General features: G+C 73.0%; 13 protein-coding genes. 7 read left to right on the top strand and 6 right to left on the bottom strand.

The genetic code is table 11. From position 1 onward, the window contains the following. Positions 1 to 7: 7 nt before the first annotated feature. Both OG448_RS05680 and OG448_RS05675 read right to left on the bottom strand, forming a co-directional pair. Complete coding sequence (locus tag OG448_RS05680) at positions 8 to 1,672, bottom strand: GH3 auxin-responsive promoter family protein (protein WP_405551820.1); 1,665 nt, start codon at positions 1,670 to 1,672, stop codon at positions 8 to 10. A 67-nt stretch (positions 1,673 to 1,739) separates the two neighbouring features. Beyond that, positions 1,740 to 2,732: an aldo/keto reductase gene (locus OG448_RS05675; protein ID WP_391293037.1), complete on the bottom strand. Its 993-nt coding sequence runs from the start codon at positions 2,730 to 2,732 to the stop codon at positions 1,740 to 1,742. A 311-nt stretch (positions 2,733 to 3,043) separates the two neighbouring features. Here OG448_RS05675 and OG448_RS05670 point away from each other — a divergent pair, with 311 nt between their 5' ends. Together OG448_RS05670 and OG448_RS05665 are read left to right on the top strand one after the other, a co-directional pair. Beyond that, positions 3,044 to 6,784 carry a type I polyketide synthase gene (locus tag OG448_RS05670; protein WP_405551819.1) on the top strand — a complete coding sequence of 1,247 codons (3,741 nt, stop codon included), beginning with the start codon at positions 3,044 to 3,046 and terminating at the stop codon, positions 6,782 to 6,784. A 209-nt stretch (positions 6,785 to 6,993) separates the two neighbouring features. Beyond that, positions 6,994 to 7,668 carry a TetR/AcrR family transcriptional regulator gene (locus OG448_RS05665; protein ID WP_405551818.1) on the top strand — a complete coding sequence of 225 codons (675 nt, stop codon included), beginning with the start codon at positions 6,994 to 6,996 and terminating at the stop codon, positions 7,666 to 7,668. A gap of 5 nt (positions 7,669 to 7,673) precedes the next feature. Here the strand turns inward: OG448_RS05665 and OG448_RS05660 are convergent, their stop codons facing one another. Continuing rightward, positions 7,674 to 9,743, bottom strand: a complete 2,070-nt coding sequence (locus OG448_RS05660; RefSeq protein WP_405551817.1) for a hypothetical protein — start codon at positions 9,741 to 9,743, stop codon at positions 7,674 to 7,676. 231 nt (positions 9,744 to 9,974) lie between these two features. Between OG448_RS05660 and OG448_RS05655 the strand changes: the two genes are divergently transcribed. The 4 genes from OG448_RS05655 (at position 9,975) to OG448_RS05640 (ending at position 14,611) form a co-directional block, all read left to right on the top strand. Further along, positions 9,975 to 10,841, top strand: a complete 867-nt coding sequence (locus OG448_RS05655) for a methylenetetrahydrofolate reductase (protein ID WP_405551816.1) — start codon at positions 9,975 to 9,977, stop codon at positions 10,839 to 10,841. A gap of 351 nt (positions 10,842 to 11,192) precedes the next feature. Continuing rightward, on the top strand, positions 11,193 to 12,293 hold the full coding sequence (locus tag OG448_RS05650; protein WP_405551815.1) for an NAD(P)/FAD-dependent oxidoreductase: 1,101 nt from the start codon (positions 11,193 to 11,195) through the stop codon (positions 12,291 to 12,293). A gap of 289 nt (positions 12,294 to 12,582) precedes the next feature. Further along, complete coding sequence (locus OG448_RS05645; protein WP_405551814.1) at positions 12,583 to 14,091, top strand: DNA-3-methyladenine glycosylase 2 family protein; 1,509 nt, start codon at positions 12,583 to 12,585, stop codon at positions 14,089 to 14,091. 10 nt (positions 14,092 to 14,101) lie between these two features. Beyond that, complete coding sequence (locus OG448_RS05640; RefSeq protein ID WP_405551813.1) at positions 14,102 to 14,611, top strand: methylated-DNA--[protein]-cysteine S-methyltransferase; 510 nt, start codon at positions 14,102 to 14,104, stop codon at positions 14,609 to 14,611. Between the two features lie 46 nt (positions 14,612 to 14,657). On the opposite strand, the gene OG448_RS05635 is transcribed toward OG448_RS05640, so the two are convergent. The 3 genes from OG448_RS05635 to OG448_RS05625 all read right to left on the bottom strand — a co-directional run bounded on the left by OG448_RS05635 (position 14,658) and on the right by OG448_RS05625 (position 16,069). After that, entirely contained in the window at positions 14,658 to 14,924 is a 267-nt protein-coding gene (locus OG448_RS05635; RefSeq protein ID WP_405551812.1) for a hypothetical protein, read from the bottom strand. 372 nt (positions 14,925 to 15,296) lie between these two features. After that, a complete protein-coding gene (locus OG448_RS05630; protein ID WP_405551811.1) occupies positions 15,297 to 15,470 on the bottom strand; it encodes a hypothetical protein in 174 nt (57 codons plus the stop codon). A 101-nt stretch (positions 15,471 to 15,571) separates the two neighbouring features. Further along, positions 15,572 to 16,069, bottom strand: coding sequence for an NUDIX domain-containing protein (locus OG448_RS05625; protein WP_405551810.1), 498 nt, complete (start codon positions 16,067 to 16,069; stop codon positions 15,572 to 15,574). Between the two features lie 99 nt (positions 16,070 to 16,168). Here OG448_RS05625 and OG448_RS05620 point away from each other — a divergent pair, with 99 nt between their 5' ends. Beyond that, the gene (locus tag OG448_RS05620) at positions 16,169 to 17,287 is read left to right on the top strand and encodes a glycerate kinase (protein WP_405551809.1); all 1,119 of its coding nucleotides are present in this window, start codon (positions 16,169 to 16,171) and stop codon (positions 17,285 to 17,287) included. Positions 17,288 to 17,297: the final 10 nt, after the last annotated feature.

The following is a 17,297-nucleotide window of genomic DNA, read 5'->3' as shown; positions in this document are numbered from 1 at the left end:
CCCTCGGTCAGCGTCGGGTGAGCGCGGCGACGAAGTCGACGTCCCGCTGGAACGGCTTGTACTTGTACTGGGTGGCGTTGCCCTGCTGGCGGCGGCTCTCGACGTACGTGGCGATGGCGTCGTGGGGCACGGTGACGACCTCCAGCGCGCCGAGCCGTCCGCTGTCCCGCTTGGACGCGTACTCGATGTTGATCTCGTGCAGCGCGGCGTCCACCGCCCCGGACAGCTTCGCGTCCAGTGACGCGGACGGCTCGGGGACCTCCGCGACGACGATGTAGTACGGCGGCTCCGCCCAGCGCGGGCCGCACATGAACAGCCCGGTACCGAGCCCGTGGGCGGCGAGGCCGCGCTGGATGGCGCCGGTCACCTGGGACTCGGTGATCTTCTCGCCGGTGAAGGAGTGGAAGATGCCGTCCCGGTGGACGAAGTGCACCCACGGCGTGCCGTCCACGATCCGGTCCACGTGGTACACGTCGCCGGTCCACAACCGGTACAGGCCGTTGCCCTGCGTCATGATCAGGTGGTAGTCGCGGCCCGGCTCGACCTCGTCGAACAGCAGCGTCTCCACCGGCTCGCCGGCGGCCACCAGGTCGCCCAGCGGCACCTCGGCCGGCACGAACTCGAAGAACGCCTGCCCCACCGCGAGCGGCTGGCTGTGCAGCGAGTCGTCCACCGGGATGGTGGTGACCCCCTCGGTGCCGCAGCTCATGAACGGCAGCCGGGCCACTCCGGGCAGCACCGCCTCCAGCTTGGCCGCGTACAGCCCGGCCGACGCGGAGAGCCAGCAGGTGAAGAGTGTGAGCGAGGGCCACACGTCCTTGAGGCTGAAGTCCCGGTCCAGCAGCACCTTTTCGAGCCTGCGGGCACCCTCCGCGTCGGGCGCGGTGTACGGGCGGCCCTCCAGCGTCCCGTCCCGCACGTCCCGTACGAGCCGGTCCCCGTGCTGGGCCAGCAGCTCCCGCAGCGAGATCAGGGTGCTCGGGTTGATCGACGAGATGTAGTGCAGGTCCTTGCCGACCAGGTGCCGGATGCGGTGGTACATACGGCCCTCGTGGCCGCTCGGCACCTCGGGCCCGAACCACGGCGACTCGTACCAGGGCGGGTTCCAGTCCTGGCTGTTGATCTGCGGATGCCGGTTGCTGATCGCCTGGTGGCCGATGCCGTGCACGAAGTCGAACACGTCCTCGCGCACGGTCTGCGTGTCCAGCGTCGCGTACGGATGGGACAGCAGCTCCGGGTGGTACTCCAGATACGTGCCCCACATCGCCTTCATCGCGGGGATGCGGTACGTGAGCAGCCAGTGCAGGGTGTACGGCACCAGCTTGGGCACCCCGGTGGTGCCGCTCGTCTTCAGCCAGCGCAACACCGGGCTGCAGGTCAAGGTGCCGCCCTTGGTCCGGGTCTCCCGCTGGATCTCGGGCACGAAGTCGTCGTAGCGCATCACGGGGAGCAGCGAGCGGAAGCGGTCCGGGTCGTCGGCGACGGCCGAGTAGCCCTTCTCCCGCCAGTGCACCGATCCCGCGCTCATGTCGATGACGTCGTCCAGCACCCGGCGCTGGGCCAGGCCCGGCTGCTTGAGGTCGGTCAGCAGGGCGTCCCTGGCCTGCCGGCACTCCTCCGCGAACGGGTCCCGGCGGGCCTGCCAGTGTTTCTGCCAGTGAGGTATGTCCACAGTCGCTCCTGAAGAAGCCTGAAGAAGCCTGATGAGGGTGCAGTGGTCACAGGGCCGGACAGGAGGATCAGCGGTCGATGTACGCCATCATCCGGTCGTTGTACCGGGGTCCCGCGACCGCGTCGGCGCGCACGGCGACCTCGATCTCGGCGAGCGTGTCCGCGTCGAGGCGGACCTCGGCGGCACGGGTGTTCTCCTCCAGATAGGTCCGACGCTTGGTGCCGGGGATCGGCACGATGTCGTCCCCCTGGTGCAGGACCCAGGCGATGGCGAGCTGGGCCGGGGTCAGACCGTGGCGCGCGGCGACCTCGCTGATCTTCTGGGCGATCGCCGTGTTCTGGTCGTAGTTGGCACCCTGGAGGCGGGGGTCGTGGTGACGGAAGTCGTCCTCCGGGTACTCCTCGGCGCGGCGGACGCCACCGGTGAGGAAGCCCCGGCCCAGCGGACAGAAGCCGACCAGGCCGATGCCCAGCTCGCGCAGCACCGGCAGGACCCCGTCCTCCAGGTTCCGCTCCCACACCGAGTACTCGCTCTGCACCACGGAGAGGGGGTGCACGGCGTGGGCGCGGCGGATGGTGCGCTCGCCCACCTCGCACAGGCCCAGGTGGCGGACCTTGCCCTGCTCCACCAGGCCGGCCATGGCGCCGACCACGTCCTCGATCGGCACCCTCGGGTCCAGGCGGTGCTGGTAGAGGATGTCGATGTAGTCGGTGCCGAGGCGCTTCAGGGACGCCTCGACCACCTCGACGATGTGCTCCGGACGGCTGTCGGCCTCGGCGGTCGTGCCGTCCTTCAGCTTCATCGGAAAGCCGAACTTGGTGGCGATCACGGCCTGTTCACGGCGCCCGGCGAGAGCCTGGCCGAGCAGCACCTCGTTGTCGTAGGGCCCGTACGCCTCGGCCGTGTCGAACAGGGTGTATCCCAGCTCCAGCGCGCGGTGGATGGTGGCCACCGACTCCCGGTCGTCCGGGGTGCCGTACCACTGGCTCATCCCCATGCAGCCCAGGCCCAGTTCGGAGACCTTCAGCCCCCGGCGGCCCAGCTCGCGCGTCTTCAGCATGCCTTCTCCTCGCATCTGGCGATCCCCCGCCGGCAGGCGCTCCTGGCGGCTGGCGACGCAACTGAAGCACATTCATGTACTGGAGTTCAATAGCCGACTGTGGTCAAGTGATCGCGTTGCCGTACGGCGGGTGAACGTCGTGCACCTGGCGGGTCACCGACGTGTAAACCCGTGTGAGCTGCGCGAGTTGGGTATCGCAGGTGGCGGCGGGTGTGTGATGCCGCTGTAACGACGACTTCATCATCAAGACCCCGGCACAAGTTTGTTCTTCGGTATAGATTTGAACCACCGACTGGGGGAGGAGAGTTGCGATGACCACTGGGGAACCGATCGCGATCATCGGGATGGGGTGCAGATTTCCGGGTGCGTCCGGGGTCGAGGAGTTCTGGACCCTGCTGGAGGGCAACACCGACGCGGTGATCCCGGTACCGGCGGACCGGTTCGACGTCGGCGCCTGGTACGCCCCCGAGCCCGGTACGCCGGACCGGCTGATCTCCCGGCACGGCGGCTTCCTGGACGGGCTGCACGACTTCGACGCCGGCTTCTTCGGCATCTCGCCCCGCGAGGCACGCACCATGGACCCGCAGCAACGGCTGCTGCTGCACACCGTCTGGGAGGCGTTCGAGGACGCCGGGGTGCCGCCGTCCACGGTCCGGGGGAGCGCCGCCGGGGTGTTCGTCGGACAGGCCACCGCCGAGTACGCCGACGCCGCCGGGCGATCCGCCACCGCCGACGTGCGGGCCATGGCGGGCGGCCGGCTGCGGGCCGTCACCTCCGGCCGGGTCTCGTACGCCTTCGACCTGCGCGGCCCCAGCCTGGTGCTGGACACCGCCTGCTCGTCCTCCCTGGTCGCCGTGCACAGCGCGCGGCAGAGCCTGCTCACCGGCGAGTGCGACCTCGCCGTGGCCGCCGGGGTCAACGTCGTGCTGTCACCCACCGACGCGGTCGCCTACTCGCAGGGACGGATGCTGTCCCCGGACGGCCGCTGCAAGTTCGGCGACAGCTCGGCCGACGGGTTCGTGCGCAGCGAGGGGGTGGGTGTGGTCCTCCTCAAGCGGCTCTCCGACGCCCTCGCGGACGGCGACCCGGTCCGCGCGCTGCTGCTCGGCAGCGCGGTCACCAACGACGGTGACGGCAGCGGCCTGTTGCTCCAGCCCGCCGTCTCCGGCCAGGCCGCGATGCTCCGTACGGCCTGGCGCAGCGCCGGGGTGGACCACGTGGACTACGTCGAGGCGCACGGCACCGGCACCACCGTCGGAGACGGGGTCGAACTGCGAGCGCTGACCGAGGTGTTGAAGGACCAGGGGCACTCCGGGCCGCCCCTTCCCGTTGGGTCCGTGAAGACGAACATCGGCCATGCCGAGGCCGCCGCCGGGATCGCCGGGCTCATCAAGGCCGTACTCGTCGCCGAGCACCGCACGATCCCCGCCTCGCTCCACCTCACCGCACCGCAGGACCGGCTCACCGACGCCCCCGTGGCCGTCGTCGACCGCAACACCCCGCTGCGGCCCAAGGGAGAGCGGGCCGTGCTGGGGGTCAGCTCCTTCGGTATCTCGGGCACCAACGCCCACGCGGTGATCGGCGAGTACGTGCCCGAGCCCCGCCCCGCCGCACCGGCCGCCGAAGCGGGCCCGCACCTGCTCGTGCTCAGCGCCCGCACCCCCGAGGCCCTGCGCCGGCTGGCCCTGCGCCACGCGGCCCACCTCGGCCCGGAGGGCCCCGGCCGCCGGTACGCCCTCGGCGACATCTGCCGCTCCGCCGCCACCGGCCGCGACCACCACCCCTTCCGCCTCTGGGCCGTCGGCGACACCCACGACGCCCTCGCCGACGCACTGCGCGCCCTGGCCGAGGGCCGCCCGACCCCGGACGGCGGACTGCACGAGGCCGGGTTCGACGGCCCCCGCGAGGTCGCCTTCGTCTTCCCCGGCCAGGGCTCGCAGTGGCCCGGCATGGGCCGCGAACTCCTGCGCACCTCCGAGGCGTTCCGCACCGCCCTGGCCGAGTGCGACGCAGCGGTACGCGACGAAGCGGGCTGGTCGGTGCTCGACCTGCTCCAGGACGAGAGCGTCCAGCTCACCGACGCCGTCGAGCTGGTGCAGCCCGTGCTGTGGGCCATGGAGGTCGCCCTCGCCGCCCACTGGCGGGCCCTCGGCGTCGACCCCGACGTCTGCGTGGGCCACAGCATGGGCGAGGTGGCCGCCGCCTGCGTCGCGGGCGCCCTGTCCGTACGGGACTCCGCGCGCGTCATCTGCCGCCGCAGCGACCTGATGCAACGCCTCGCCGGACGCGGCGCGATGCTCGCCACCGAGCTCTCCCCGGACCAGGCGCACGACCTCGTCACGGCGTACGGCGACACGGTGTGCGTGGCGGTGGAGAACTCCCCGAACGCCACCGTCCTCGCCGGTGATCCCCAGGTACTCGCGGACATCGCGCGGGAGTTGGAGCGCCGCGAGGTGCTGTGCCGCACGGTCAAGGTCAACGTCGCCTCCCACTCCCCGCTCATGGACGAGATCCGCGAGGACCTGCTGACCCGGCTCGCCGGGGTCACGTCCGCCGCGCCGGGCACGCCGATGTTCTCCACCGTCCGCTGCGCCCCCGTGTCGGACGGTGCGCTGGACGCCGGGTACTGGGCGGACAACCTGCGCCAGCCGGTGCGCTTCGCTCAGTCCGTAGGGCAGGTCGTCCGGGAGCGCGGCCCGGTCTTCGTGGAGGTCAGCCCGCATCCGCTGCTCGGCCGGGCGATCGAGGACGTGCAGTTGGACGCCGGGGTCCAGCCCACCGTCGTGACCACGCTGGTCCGGCAGCAGAGCGAGGCGAGGGCCACGGCCCGCGCCCTCGGCCGGGCCTACGCCCTGGGTGCCCCGGTCGACTGGCGCCGCCGGTACGGCGACGAGGGCCCGCGCGTGCCGCTGCCCTCCTACGCCTGGGACACGGAGGAGTACCGCACCGCACCCGAGGCCGCCGTACCGTCCGGGCTCGGCGAGCGCCGGGTCCGGCTGTCCCGGCTCGGGGTCGCCGCGCTGGGCACGGGCGTGACCGCGCGCGGCGCCTCCCTCGTGCCGCCCGTGCTGTACCTCCAGGCGGTCGCCGAGACCCTGCGCGATCTCGTCGGGGCGGGCCCGGTGGAGCTGCGGGACGTCCGGATCGGCGGCACGCTGCCGTCCCTCGCGGAGGCCGCCGCCACGACGCTGGTGATCGGGCTGGACCAAGGGGCCGACGGCGCCTACGGGTTCCGGGTCGCGGCGATCGCCGACGGCTCCGCCGAGCCGGTGTCCTGCCTGACCGGGAGCGCCCTCGCCCGGCCGGGGATGGCCGCGTCGGCGGCCGCCACCCTCGACACGGCGCTCACCCGCTGCACCGAGTACGTCCCCGGCGCCGAGTTCTACCGCCGGGCCGAGGCCCGCGGCTACTCCGTGGCCCCGCCGCTGCGCGCCGTGCGGCAGATGTGGCGGCGCGAGGGCGAGGCGGTGGCCCGGCTCCACCTGCCCCCGGCGGACGCCGGAGCCGTGGGCGCCCTGGAGGCCGCGCTGGTGACCATGCTCGCGTCGTGGCCGCACGGGGGCGGCGCCGCGCAGGACACCTACCTGCCGCTCTCCTTCGACAGGGTCCTGCTGGCCGACGAGCCCACCGGTGAGTTCTGGAGCACGGCCCGGTTCGCGCCGGACGCCGACGCGGAGGGCGGGCGCTGCGACGTCGTCCTCACGGGAGCGGACGGGCGGGTGCTTGCCGACTTCGAGGGGGTCGCCCTGCTTCGGTCGGGGGGCGCGCCGGTGAGTGTCGCGGAGGTCCCTCGTGCTGTGCCGCCCGTACGCCCGGAGGCGCACCCCGCGGCGGACCGGCTCATCATCCACACCGCCACGGTCCTCGGCACCACCGTCGACCGGGTCGACCCCCGGCGCCCCCTGCGTGACCTGGGGCTTGACTCGCTGATGGCGGTTCAGCTCCGGCGCATCCTGAAGCAGGACTTCGGGGTGGAGATCCCCACCAGCCGGCTCCTGGGCGACGAGAGCGCGGCGGCGATCGCGGCCGGGCTGGCCGGGGCAGGAGTCTGACCACACCACCCGCCCACGTGCGGCCGCCCCTTGACAGGGAACGGCCGCACGACGCCGTTCTGGAACCCTGATGTATCGATGCACTACGGTATAGAGAACGTCGTCGCCGTGGACGCGGGCCTGGTGAGGCGGTGGCAGCCATGCCGCCGCCGTATTGCGGGAGGTGTCACGGAGACGCCTCGAACGGGGCCGAGAGTTAGAGAGAGCCGATGACGACCGAGGAAACCGAGCTGGTCCGCCCTCCCGGACGCCGGGAACGCAGCAGGCAGCGCATTCATGACCGCCTGTACACCTCCGCCCTGGAACTGTTCGCCGAGCAGGGGTACGAACGCACCACCATCGACCAGATCACCGAGCGCGCGGACGTGGCGAGGGGCACCTTCTTCAACCACTTCCAGCGCAAGGAGGACCTCGTCACCACCTGGGCCCAGCAGCGCCAGGGCAAGCTGCGGACCTACATGGACAAGTCCCTCGCCCACCAGGACGACGACACCACCGTCCAGTTGGAGCGCTGCATGTCCGCGCTGGCCGACTTCAACGAGGCCGAGCGCAACCTGACCCAGGTCATGCTGGCCGCCTGGGTCAGGTCGGGTCAGCCGCTCCAGGAGGAGCCCGAGTACGCCGGGCACGTCTTCGTGCAGGCCATCCTCGCCGGCCAGGCGCGGGGGGAGGTCGCGCCCGACATCGACCCCGTGCTGGCGGGCAACATGCTGCGCGACGCCTACCTGGGGCTGCTCTACCGCTGGAGCCAGACCACCGACGACAGCATCCCGCTCCACGTCGAACTGCGCGCCCTGCTGCGGATCTCGCTCACCGGTGTCCTCTCCTACCCCCGGCGCGGTGCCGTCCGCCCCACCCCGGCGGATGCCGCAGCCGTCAACTGACGTGCTTACGCGCCCCGTTCCGTCCCCCGGCGCACCGATGCCCCGTCGTCCGCCGTGCGGGGTGCCGGGATCGCCGGGGACGGGCGGGCGTTCGCGCGGGCCCGGCGGTCGTCGGACTTCGCGCACAACTCCCGTACGGCCGCGGCGAATCGCTCGGGGGAGGGCGGGTCGGCCGGGCCGAGCAGGTGCTCCTTGAGCTTGGCGCGGTCGGCCATGTGGCGGTCCTGGCGCGGGTCGCGCACCGCATCCAGCAGGTACCGCACGGTCGCCGCGTCCGGGGTGAGCACGGTGCCGGCCGACACCGTGGGGAAGGCGGCCCGGAACTCGTCCTCGGACAGGCCCGAGGTGTTGGCCACGGCGTACGGCTTCCCGCTGCTCAGCCAGTCCGAGACCACGCTGGACACATCACTGATCAGCAGGTCGGCCACGTTGAAGCAGGTGTAGAGCGCCGGGCGGGGGCCGGTCACGACCCGGTGCTCCCCATCGGGGAACGACGCCCAGTACGCCCGCTCCCAGGCGGCCGTGGCCCGCGCGATCCGGGACTCGCGGTCGCCGTCCGGAGTGCCCTGGATCATCATCCTCTCCAACTCGTCCGCCGCGCCACGGAAGGTGGTCGAGGTGAGGCGGTCCAGCTCGGCTTCCCGGCGCAGCAGTTCGACCTGGACTTCAGGGCCGGGCCGGGGGCCGGAGCGCTTCGCGTTGGCCTCGCGGATCAGCGTCCGGATGCGTTCGTCGGCCGCGCCCGCGCGTGGGTCCACCGAGCCGGTCATCGGGTGCGGCTTGTAAAGGACCCGTACCCGGGGATCGTTGAGCAACTGCCCGACGATGTGCTCGCCCGCGAGGACGACCGAGGTGTTGCCCGGACTGCCGTCCCAGCCCTCCCAGGTCGGGGCGTACAGCACGGTGGTGTACGCACCGGTGGGCGGGCCCGAGTACGGCCGGATCGGCGCCAGTTGGGGGCGGCCGACCTCCACCACGTCCTTGTCCTCCACACCGACGTCCGCGAGCGCGTACCGCTCCCGCGCGGCCGCTCCCGCCACCCACACCTCGTCGTACGCCTTGGCGTAGGGGTTGCAGGAGGACAGTTTGTCGCTCTCACCGTGGTTGATGAACGCGTGCTTGATGGCCGGGATGCGCAACACCTGCGATGTCTTGCCGGAGTTGGCCGGGTGCAGCATCGCCTTCAGTGTCGAGTTCTCCAGCGCGAACAGCGTGGCGACCTTGGGCAGGCAGAGGACGGGTACGTCCGTCGCGTCGATCCTCTGCACCATGAACCGCTCGCGCAGCACGATCAGCGGCCGCTCCAGCCCGGCGAGCGTGGAGAGCCACATGTTGGCCTGGTAGGCGGAGGAGGCGCCGCCGGAGAAGTACATCGCCACGGTGGGGCGGTACTCGGCCAGCCAGTCGGCCATCCACTCCATGACCTGCGCGTCGCTCGCGGCCCGCTTCTCCGGCAGCAGCCAGGTGGCCAGGCGGGCGACACCCGTGCCGATCAGCGTGAGGGAGGCGGCGAGTCCGATCGCGCCCCAACGGCCGTGCCCGGTAAGGGCGGTGACGAGGAGTCCCGCCGTGGCCGGCAAGGAGAACGCCAGCAGGCGGTGACCGGCCCGGCGGGCCAGGATGCGCGGCGGGGCGGCGGTCGGGTTCAGCGCCGAGATGTCGATGTTGCGGGTCACGACCGGCAGGGTCCGGGCGCGGCGCACCAGCAGGGAGACCGCCTGGCAGGCGAAGTGCAGGACATAGAACGCGCTCAGCGCGCCGAGCAGCGGGGGCATCTCCCGCTCCGGGTCGATCCCGTCGATCCGCAGCAGCGCCACCATCAGCAGCATGTCCCGCAGCAACTGCCGTACGGTCACGTCCAGTCGGATGCGGCTCAGCGGGGACAGCAGGGCCGGACGCCGGTGCAGCAGGCAGGCGTCGAGCGCGAGACCGGCCGCGCCGGAGGCGACGAGGAGCGGGGCGTTCGGCAGCAGCGCGCCGGCCAACTGCGTGGTGAACAGCAGGAACAGCGTGCATATCGCGCACAGCGCGGGCAGTTGGGTCCAGATTCTCGGGAGGAGTCCGGCAAGGGGCACGGTGGGAGCTCCTGCTGTTCGCACGACGGGACACGCGGCACCGGAACGACCCCGGCCACCCGCGCCCGCCCCGGCCCCACGAACAGCCAACGACCGGCCGTACCCCCGGTCACGTACCGCCGGACGTTCGAATCCGCCCGGCCTTCCGAGCAGCGGGACCTGCGAGCCGCCCCGCCCGGCGCCGTGGCATCATCGGCCGGGGTTCCGGTGGAGAAAGGGTCGCGCAGGGTGATGGAGAGGGTTCTCGGTGTGTCCGGCCGGGTCGGAGCGCTGCTCGACGGCGTCTCCCTGGAGATGACCGGGAAGGACGTGCCACGGCTTGAGGAGGCGCGGGCCTCGCTGGACGGCGGGACCCGGATCAACGTCACCTACCTCGCCGGTGAGGACGCCGGTATGCGGCTGGCGGCGGCGCGCGCGGTGCGGGAGTGCGGGTTCGTGCCGGTACCGCACCTGTCGGCACGGCGGCTGCCCTCCAGCGCGGAGCTGGAACGTTTCCTCGCCGGGCTCGCCGAGGCGGGCGCCGTGCAGAACGTGTTCGTGGTCGGCGGCGACCCCGCCCGCCCCGAGGGCCCGTACGAGGACGCGCTCTCCGTGATCCGCAGCGGGCTGCTCCAGCGGTACGGCGTCCGGCACGTCGGCATCTGCGGCTACCCGGAGGGGCACCCGGCGATCGGCGACGACGCGCTGTGGTCCGCCCTCACCGGCAAGGCGGCCGCGCTCGAGGCGGCGGGGCTCACGGGCGACGTGATCACCCAGTTCGGCTTCGATGCCGACGCCGTCCTCACCTGGCTGGAGACCCTGCGCGAGCGCGGGGTGCAACTGCCGGTACGGGTCGGTGTACCCGGCCCGGCGGGGGTACGGCGGCTGCTCGGGTACGCGACGCGGTTCGGGGTCGGCACCGGCGCCACGGTCGCCCGGAAGTACGGGCTGTCGCTGACCAACCTCATGGGCAGCGCGGGTCCCGACCGCTTCCTGGACGACCTGGCCTGCGGCTACGACCCGGCCCGCCACGGCACCGTCAAGCTGCACTTCTACACCTTCGGCGGGCTCCGGCCGACCGCCGAGTGGATCACCCGGTACCGGCGGGAACGCGGCTAGGAGCCCGTTCACGGCCCGGCCGGAGGGAGAAAGGTGCCCGTGTCGACCCCGGCCGCCTCGCGGCGCTGCCTCGACGGCGGCAGGCTTGGAGGCAGGGGAAACACGCCGGTCGTCGTGCACCGGCCGTCCAGCGCGGGTGGCGGGTCGAGAGGTCGACCGAGTTGCCGTCCGCTGGTCCGGACATGTTCCGGACCGGTGTGGGCTGAAGAAAACGCGGTTTCGCCGCCGCATCACGTCGAGCCTGGCAGTGCCGCTCGTGGGGTCCGGTCATCCACCAGTCCGCGGTGGCGACAGACGTACCCAGCCCCTGCTCCATGGAGAACGGCTTTGGACGCGAAGTGAGGCGATCGAATGGACGGGGTACCCGAGGTGGCCGTGGTAGGAGCCGGCATCGTCGGACTCTGCACCGCCTACGCACTGGCCGAACGCGGAACGACGGCGCGGGTCTACGAACGCGGGGCTCCGGGCCACGGGCAGTCCAGTGGCCAGTCCCGCATATTCCGCCACGCGCACGACGACCCCCGCCTGGTGGAACTGACCCGGCAGGGTCGCGCCGTCTGGGACGAGTGGGCCGACCGGTTGGGCGCCGAACTGATCTCCGGGGACGGAGTGGTCGCCCTGGGCGGTCCCGTGCCCCGGAGACTGCGCATTCTGCAGGATGCCGGCGGCATACCGGTCCGAACCCTGGACAGCGCCGAGCTGCACGCCCGCATGCCGCTGCTCGCCGACTACCGCGGTCCCGCGATGCTCGACGAGGACGGCGGGGCCATCCGTACCCGTGCCGCGGTCGAGAGCCTGGCCGACGCGCTGGGTGACTCCGTGGTCACCGACGAGGTCATCTCGCTCCATCCGACGGGCCGCGGCACGGTGGAGGTGCTCAGTGCCGTCGGCCGCGAAGAGTACGCAACGGCCGTGGTCTGCGCGGGCCTCGGCACCGCGCGGCTGGCGCGCACCGTCGGGCTTTCGCTCCCCGTGCAGCCGGCGGCCCACGTCCGCCTCACCTTCCAGGTCAGGGGAGCGCCCCCGGAGCGGGTCGCCTGCCTGCAGGACAGCAGCGGTGACTTCGGGGAGGTCGGCGTCTACGCGGTCCCCTATCCGGGCAACAGCCGATACGCGGTGGGCCTCAGTCAGACGGTCGAGGTGCGGGAGGACGGCAGCTTCGCGGACCCCGCAGCACTGGCGGAACTCAGCGACCGCGCCCGCGCGTACGTCTCCCGCGCATTGCCCGGCCTCGACCCGGAGCCCGTCGAGCACCTTCACTGCTGGGTGACAAGCCTGCCGTGGAGCGAGGACGGCATGGCGGTCTGGGAAGCCGACAGAATCTTTTTCGCCGCCGGGCACAACCTGTTCAAACAGGCACCTCGACTGGGACGGGCACTGGCCTGCGCGGCCATGGGCGAAGAACTCGAGGAGAACCTGCGTCCGGCGGCAGTACTCGGTCAGCCCCGCTGAACGCGCTGGGTCGGGCATCCGGGACGGGGGAGGGCCTCCGAGCGCCGCGCGGCCGAGGCGGGCCGGGTGAGCCGCGCCGTCCGGGGGCTGTGATCGATCGACCGGTACCCGCCGCGCCGGCGCGCAGCCGTGCGAGCCGGAGGAGACCGTCGAGGCGGTCGAGTTCCTGCTGAGGGAGGGTGCCATCCGCTCCGTCTCCCGTGATCCAGACGAAACGGGGCCGGCCCCGCCCGACGTGCATGTCGGAATCTCGCCAGCCATGGCGGCAGCACTACCCGATGCTTGACCCATGCGGAAAGCGACCACGGGCACCCCGCCCCCACCCCCGGCCCCCTTCGACCGGGAGCACTGCGTGCACGCCGTCCAGTCCCAGGACGCCCGGTTCGACGGCTGGTTCTTCACCGCCGTGCTCACCACCCGCATCTACTGCCGCCCGAGCTGCCCCGCCGTGCCGCCCAAGGCCGAGAACATGACCTTCTACCCGAGCGCCGCCGCCTGCCAGCGCGCCGGGTTCCGCGCCTGCAAGCGCTGCCGGCCCGATGCCACCCCAGGCTCCCCGGAGTGGAACCACCGCGCCGACCTGGTCGCCCGTGCCATGCGGCTCATCGCGGACGGGGTCGTGGACCGTGAGGGCGTACCCGGACTCGCCGCCCGGCTCGGCTACTCCGCCCGCCAGATCGAGCGCCAGCTCCTCGCCGAACTCGGCGCCGGGCCCCTCTCCCTGGCCCGCGCCCAGCGCGCCCAGACCGCGCGACTGCTGATCGAGACCACCGCGCTGCCCATGGCGGAGGTCGCCTTCGCCGCCGGGTTCTCCTCGATCCGCACCTTCAACGACACCGTCCGCGAGGTCTTCGCCCTCGCTCCGACCGACCTGCGCGCCCGCGCACCCCGCGCCCGGGCGGCCGGAACCGCGGGCACGCTCACGCTACGGCTGCCGTTCCGCGCCCCGCTGAACCCGAGCAACCTCTTCGGCCACCTCGCCGCCACCGCCGTACCCGGCGTGGAGGAGTGGCGGGACGGCGCCTACCGGCGCACGCTGCGGCTGCCGTACGGGCACGGCATCGTCGCCCTCACGCCCGAGGCCACCCACGTCGGCTGCCGGATCGGCCTCAGCGACCTGCGCGACCTCACCGTGGCCATCAGCCGGTGCCGGAGGCTGCTCGACCTGGACGCCGACCCGGCCGCCGTGGACGAGCGGCTGCGCGCCGACCCGCTGCTCGCCCCGCTGGTGGACGCCGGCCCGGGGCGCCGGGTGCCGCGCACGGTCGACGAGGCGGAGTTCGCCGTACGCGCGGTGCTCGGGCAGCAGGTGTCCACGGCCGCCGCCCGTACCCACGCCGCCCGGCTGGTCACCGCGCACGGCAAGCCGCTGGACGACCCCGAGGGCGGGCTCACCCATCTCTTCCCCGACCCCGACGCGCTGGCCGCCGTGGACCCCGGGACCCTCGCCATGCCGCGCAGCCGCCGCGCCACGCTGACCACGCTGGTCGGCGCGCTCGCGGACGGCACCCTGAACCTCGGCGTGGAGGCCGACCGGGCCGAGACCCGCGCCCGTCTGCTGGAGCTGCCCGGCTTCGGTCCCTGGACCGCCGACGTCATCGCCATGCGCGCCCTGGGCGATCCCGACGCCTTCCTCCCCACCGACCTGGGCGTCCGGCGCGCCGCCGAGACCCTGGGCCTGCCCGCCACCCCGGCCGCGCTCACCGCCCGCGCCGAGGCATGGCGCCCCTGGCGGGCGTACGCCGTGCAGTACCTGTGGGCGACCGACAGCCACCCGATCAACTTCCTCCCGGCCTGAAGGACTTCCCGTGCGACACCACACCGTGACCGACAGCCCCTACGGGCCGCTGACTCTCGTCGCGGACGCCGACGGCGCCCTGTGCGGCCTGTACATGACCGACCAGCGGCACCGCCCGGCCGACGACACCTTCGGCCCGCGCGACGACAGCCTCCATGTCTTCGGCGAGACCATGGAGCAGTTGGCGGCCTACTTCGCCGGGGATATCCGGCGGTTCACCGTCCGGCTCGGCCTGCACGGCACGCCGTTCCAGCGCCGGGTGTGGGATCAGCTCACCGAGATTCCCTACGGGGAGACCCGGAGCTACGGCCAACTGGCCCTCGCCCTCGGTACCCCCGGCGCCTCCCGCGCGGTCGGCCTCGCCAACGGCCGCAACCCGATCGGCATCATCGTCCCCTGCCACCGCGTCGTCGGCTCCGACGGCAGCCTCACCGGCTACGGCGGCGGCCTGGACCGCAAGCGGCGGCTGCTGGCCTTCGAACGCGGCTCGGAGCGGGCCGAGGCGGGGGTGCTGTTCTAGCCCTCGGGCCAGGCCGGTCCCGCCCCAGCCGGCCACCGGATACCGCTCACCCGCCCGTGGCCCACCGCACCCCCGTGACCACCCCCAGCACCACCGCCGGCACCACCCATCCCCAGCCCAACACCCGCCGCACCGGCGGCAACACCCACACCGCCGCCGCCACCCCGGCCGCCCCGACGCTCATCACACACGCCAGCACGATCCCCGCGTACGCGTCGTCGTCCCACGCCCCGGAGGGCCGGATCGTCAGCGCCGTCCAGCAGAAGTAGGCGGAGACGAGGGTGAGCAGGATGATCGGCACGGCGAGCACCATGACAGGTTGTCCGGGTCGTAGCCCGGGACTTCGGCGCCCCGGCGCATCTGGATGGCGATGGGGCCCATGGACGTGTTGTCGGGATCGCCGCCTAGCCGCCAGGGCAGGCTCTCCGGGGCGATCGGGCTGATCGGCGAGTCGGCCTGTTCGCGGATCGTGTCCGTCAGGTCGTCGAGGATGCCCGGCTGTCCGCCGATCTCCTGCCAGGCGATACCGGCGACCATGTCCGGCGGAAGGCCGGAGTTGCGGGCCGCCGCCTTGATGATCTCCTTGTTCGCCGAGATCCAGTCGGCGCGTTCCCCGGCGGTTCCGGGCGGGTCCCAGTAGCTGTCCCGCGCACCGGGAAGGCCGGCGATCTGCAGGCGGATGTTCTCAAAGGGTCGGCGAGACGGGGCCGTCCCCGGCGGTGGGGTAGTAGTCCTGCTTCGGCCCGCTCCCGGCCAGTCGCGTCAGCGGATCGGCGCTCGCTTCGGCCCCCTCGCGGCGCAGCGCGGGGATCGCCGCGACGATCGGCGCGCGAGGGCGCTGGTCCTGAGCTGTGCCCACTCCTCCTCGAACGACATTCGCTCCCCCGTGGATGTCGTCAACAGTGCTTCGAGCAGTCACACGAGGGTCTCACCTGGGGGAGTGCTTTACGGAAGGCGATCTCATCCGGCCGCCCGGTGCCCGTTCTCCAGTTCCGCCGGGCCGTCGCCGTCCTCCAGGGCGTCCAGGGCGGCGAGGACGCGGCGGCCCAGGGGCGGGGGGAGGTAGTCGGGGAGGTCGGTGCGGGGGACGAGGCGCCAGGAGAGGAGTTCCTCCTCCTGGAGGTGGATGGCCTTGAGGTCGGCCTCCGTGAGGATGCCGCCGTCGTAGAGGTAGGCGACCAGTGGCATGTGGCCGGGGACCGGGACCCAGTCCACGGCCAGGAGGCGGCCCGGCGCGCGGTCCAGGCCGATCTCCTCCAGCGTCTCGCGGCGCGCGCCCAGGCGGGGCGTCTCGCCGTCGTCGGACTCGATCGTGCCGCCCGGCAGGCCCCACCCCGGCCGGTAGTTCGGCTCGACCAGCAGGACCCGCCCGTCCGCGTCCCGGAACAGGGTCGCGGCGGCGGACAGGACGCGCGGCAGGCCCGCGATGTACGTGGCGAAGTCGTCAGAGGTGGTCATCCAGGCAGCGTAACCAGGGGGCGTCGATCACAACGCCTAGGGTGGACGCCGCGCCGTCCCGGAGGGGCGGTGGAGCGAGTGGTGAGGGGACGCGGAGTGATGGACGGTGTGGGTCGCAGGGTGCTCGTCGCCCCGGACAAGTTCAAGGGGTCGCTGACGGCGGCGGAGGTGGCCGCGCACGTGGCGGCCGGGCTGCGCAGGGCCGTACCCGGCGTGGAGGTCGAGACGCTGCCCGTGGCCGACGGCGGGGACGGGACCGTGGAAGCGGCCCTCGCCGCCGGGTTCGAGCGACGGGAGGTGAAGGTCGCCGGGCCGCTGGGGCATCCGGTGACCGCGGCCTTCGCGGTACGCGGGGACAGGGCGGTCGTGGAGATGGCCGAGGCGAGCGGACTCCGCCGCCTCCCCGCCGGGACCCTCGCCCCGCTCACCGCGTCGACCCACGGCTCCGGCGAGCTGCTGCGGGCCGCCCTGGACTCGGGCGCCCGGACCGTCGTCCTCGGTGTCGGCGGGAGCGCCACGACGGACGGCGGTGCCGGGATGCTCACGGCACTCGGCGCGCGGTTCCTGGACGAGCGGGGGGAGCCGGTCGGACCGGGCGGGGGCGGACTCGCCGACCTCGCCCAGGCCGACCTGACCGGTCTCGACCCCCGCCTCGCCTCGGTCGAGCTGATCCTGGCCAGCGATGTGGACAACCCCCTCACCGGCCCGCACGGCGCCGCCGCCGTCTACGGCCCGCAGAAGGGCGCCTCCCCGGCCGACGTGACCCTCCTCGACGCCGCCCTGACCCGCCTCGCGGCCGTCCTGGCACCCGACCTCGCGGACCGGCCCGGCGCGGGCGCGGCGGGCGGTGTCGGCTACGCGGCCCTCCTCCTCGGCGCCCGCTTCCGCGCCGGGATCGAGGTCATGCTCGACGTCCTGGGTTTCGCCGACGCCCTGGCCCGCGCCGACCTCGTCATCACGGGTGAGGGCGCCCTGGACGAACAGACCCTCCGCGGCAAGGCCCCGGCCGGGGTGGCCGCGGCCGCCCGCGCGGCGGGCAAGGAGGTCGTCGCGGTGTGCGGCCGACTGACCCTGCCCCCTGAGGCCCTCCACCGGGCCGGCATCACGGCGGCCTACCCCCTGACCGCCCTGAACCCCGACCCCGCCACCTGCATGGCCGAGGCGGGCCCCCTGCTGGAACAAGTCGCGTCCCGCATCGCGGAGCAGCACCTGATCTGACACCGAGGGC

The organism is Streptomyces sp. NBC_01171 (genome assembly GCF_045039805.1).
In the GTDB taxonomy this organism is placed as follows: Bacteria; Actinomycetota; Actinomycetes; order Streptomycetales; family Streptomycetaceae; genus Streptomyces.
The sequence above is the reverse complement of the archived record's forward strand: the minus strand, read 5'-3'. Positions and strand labels throughout refer to the sequence as shown.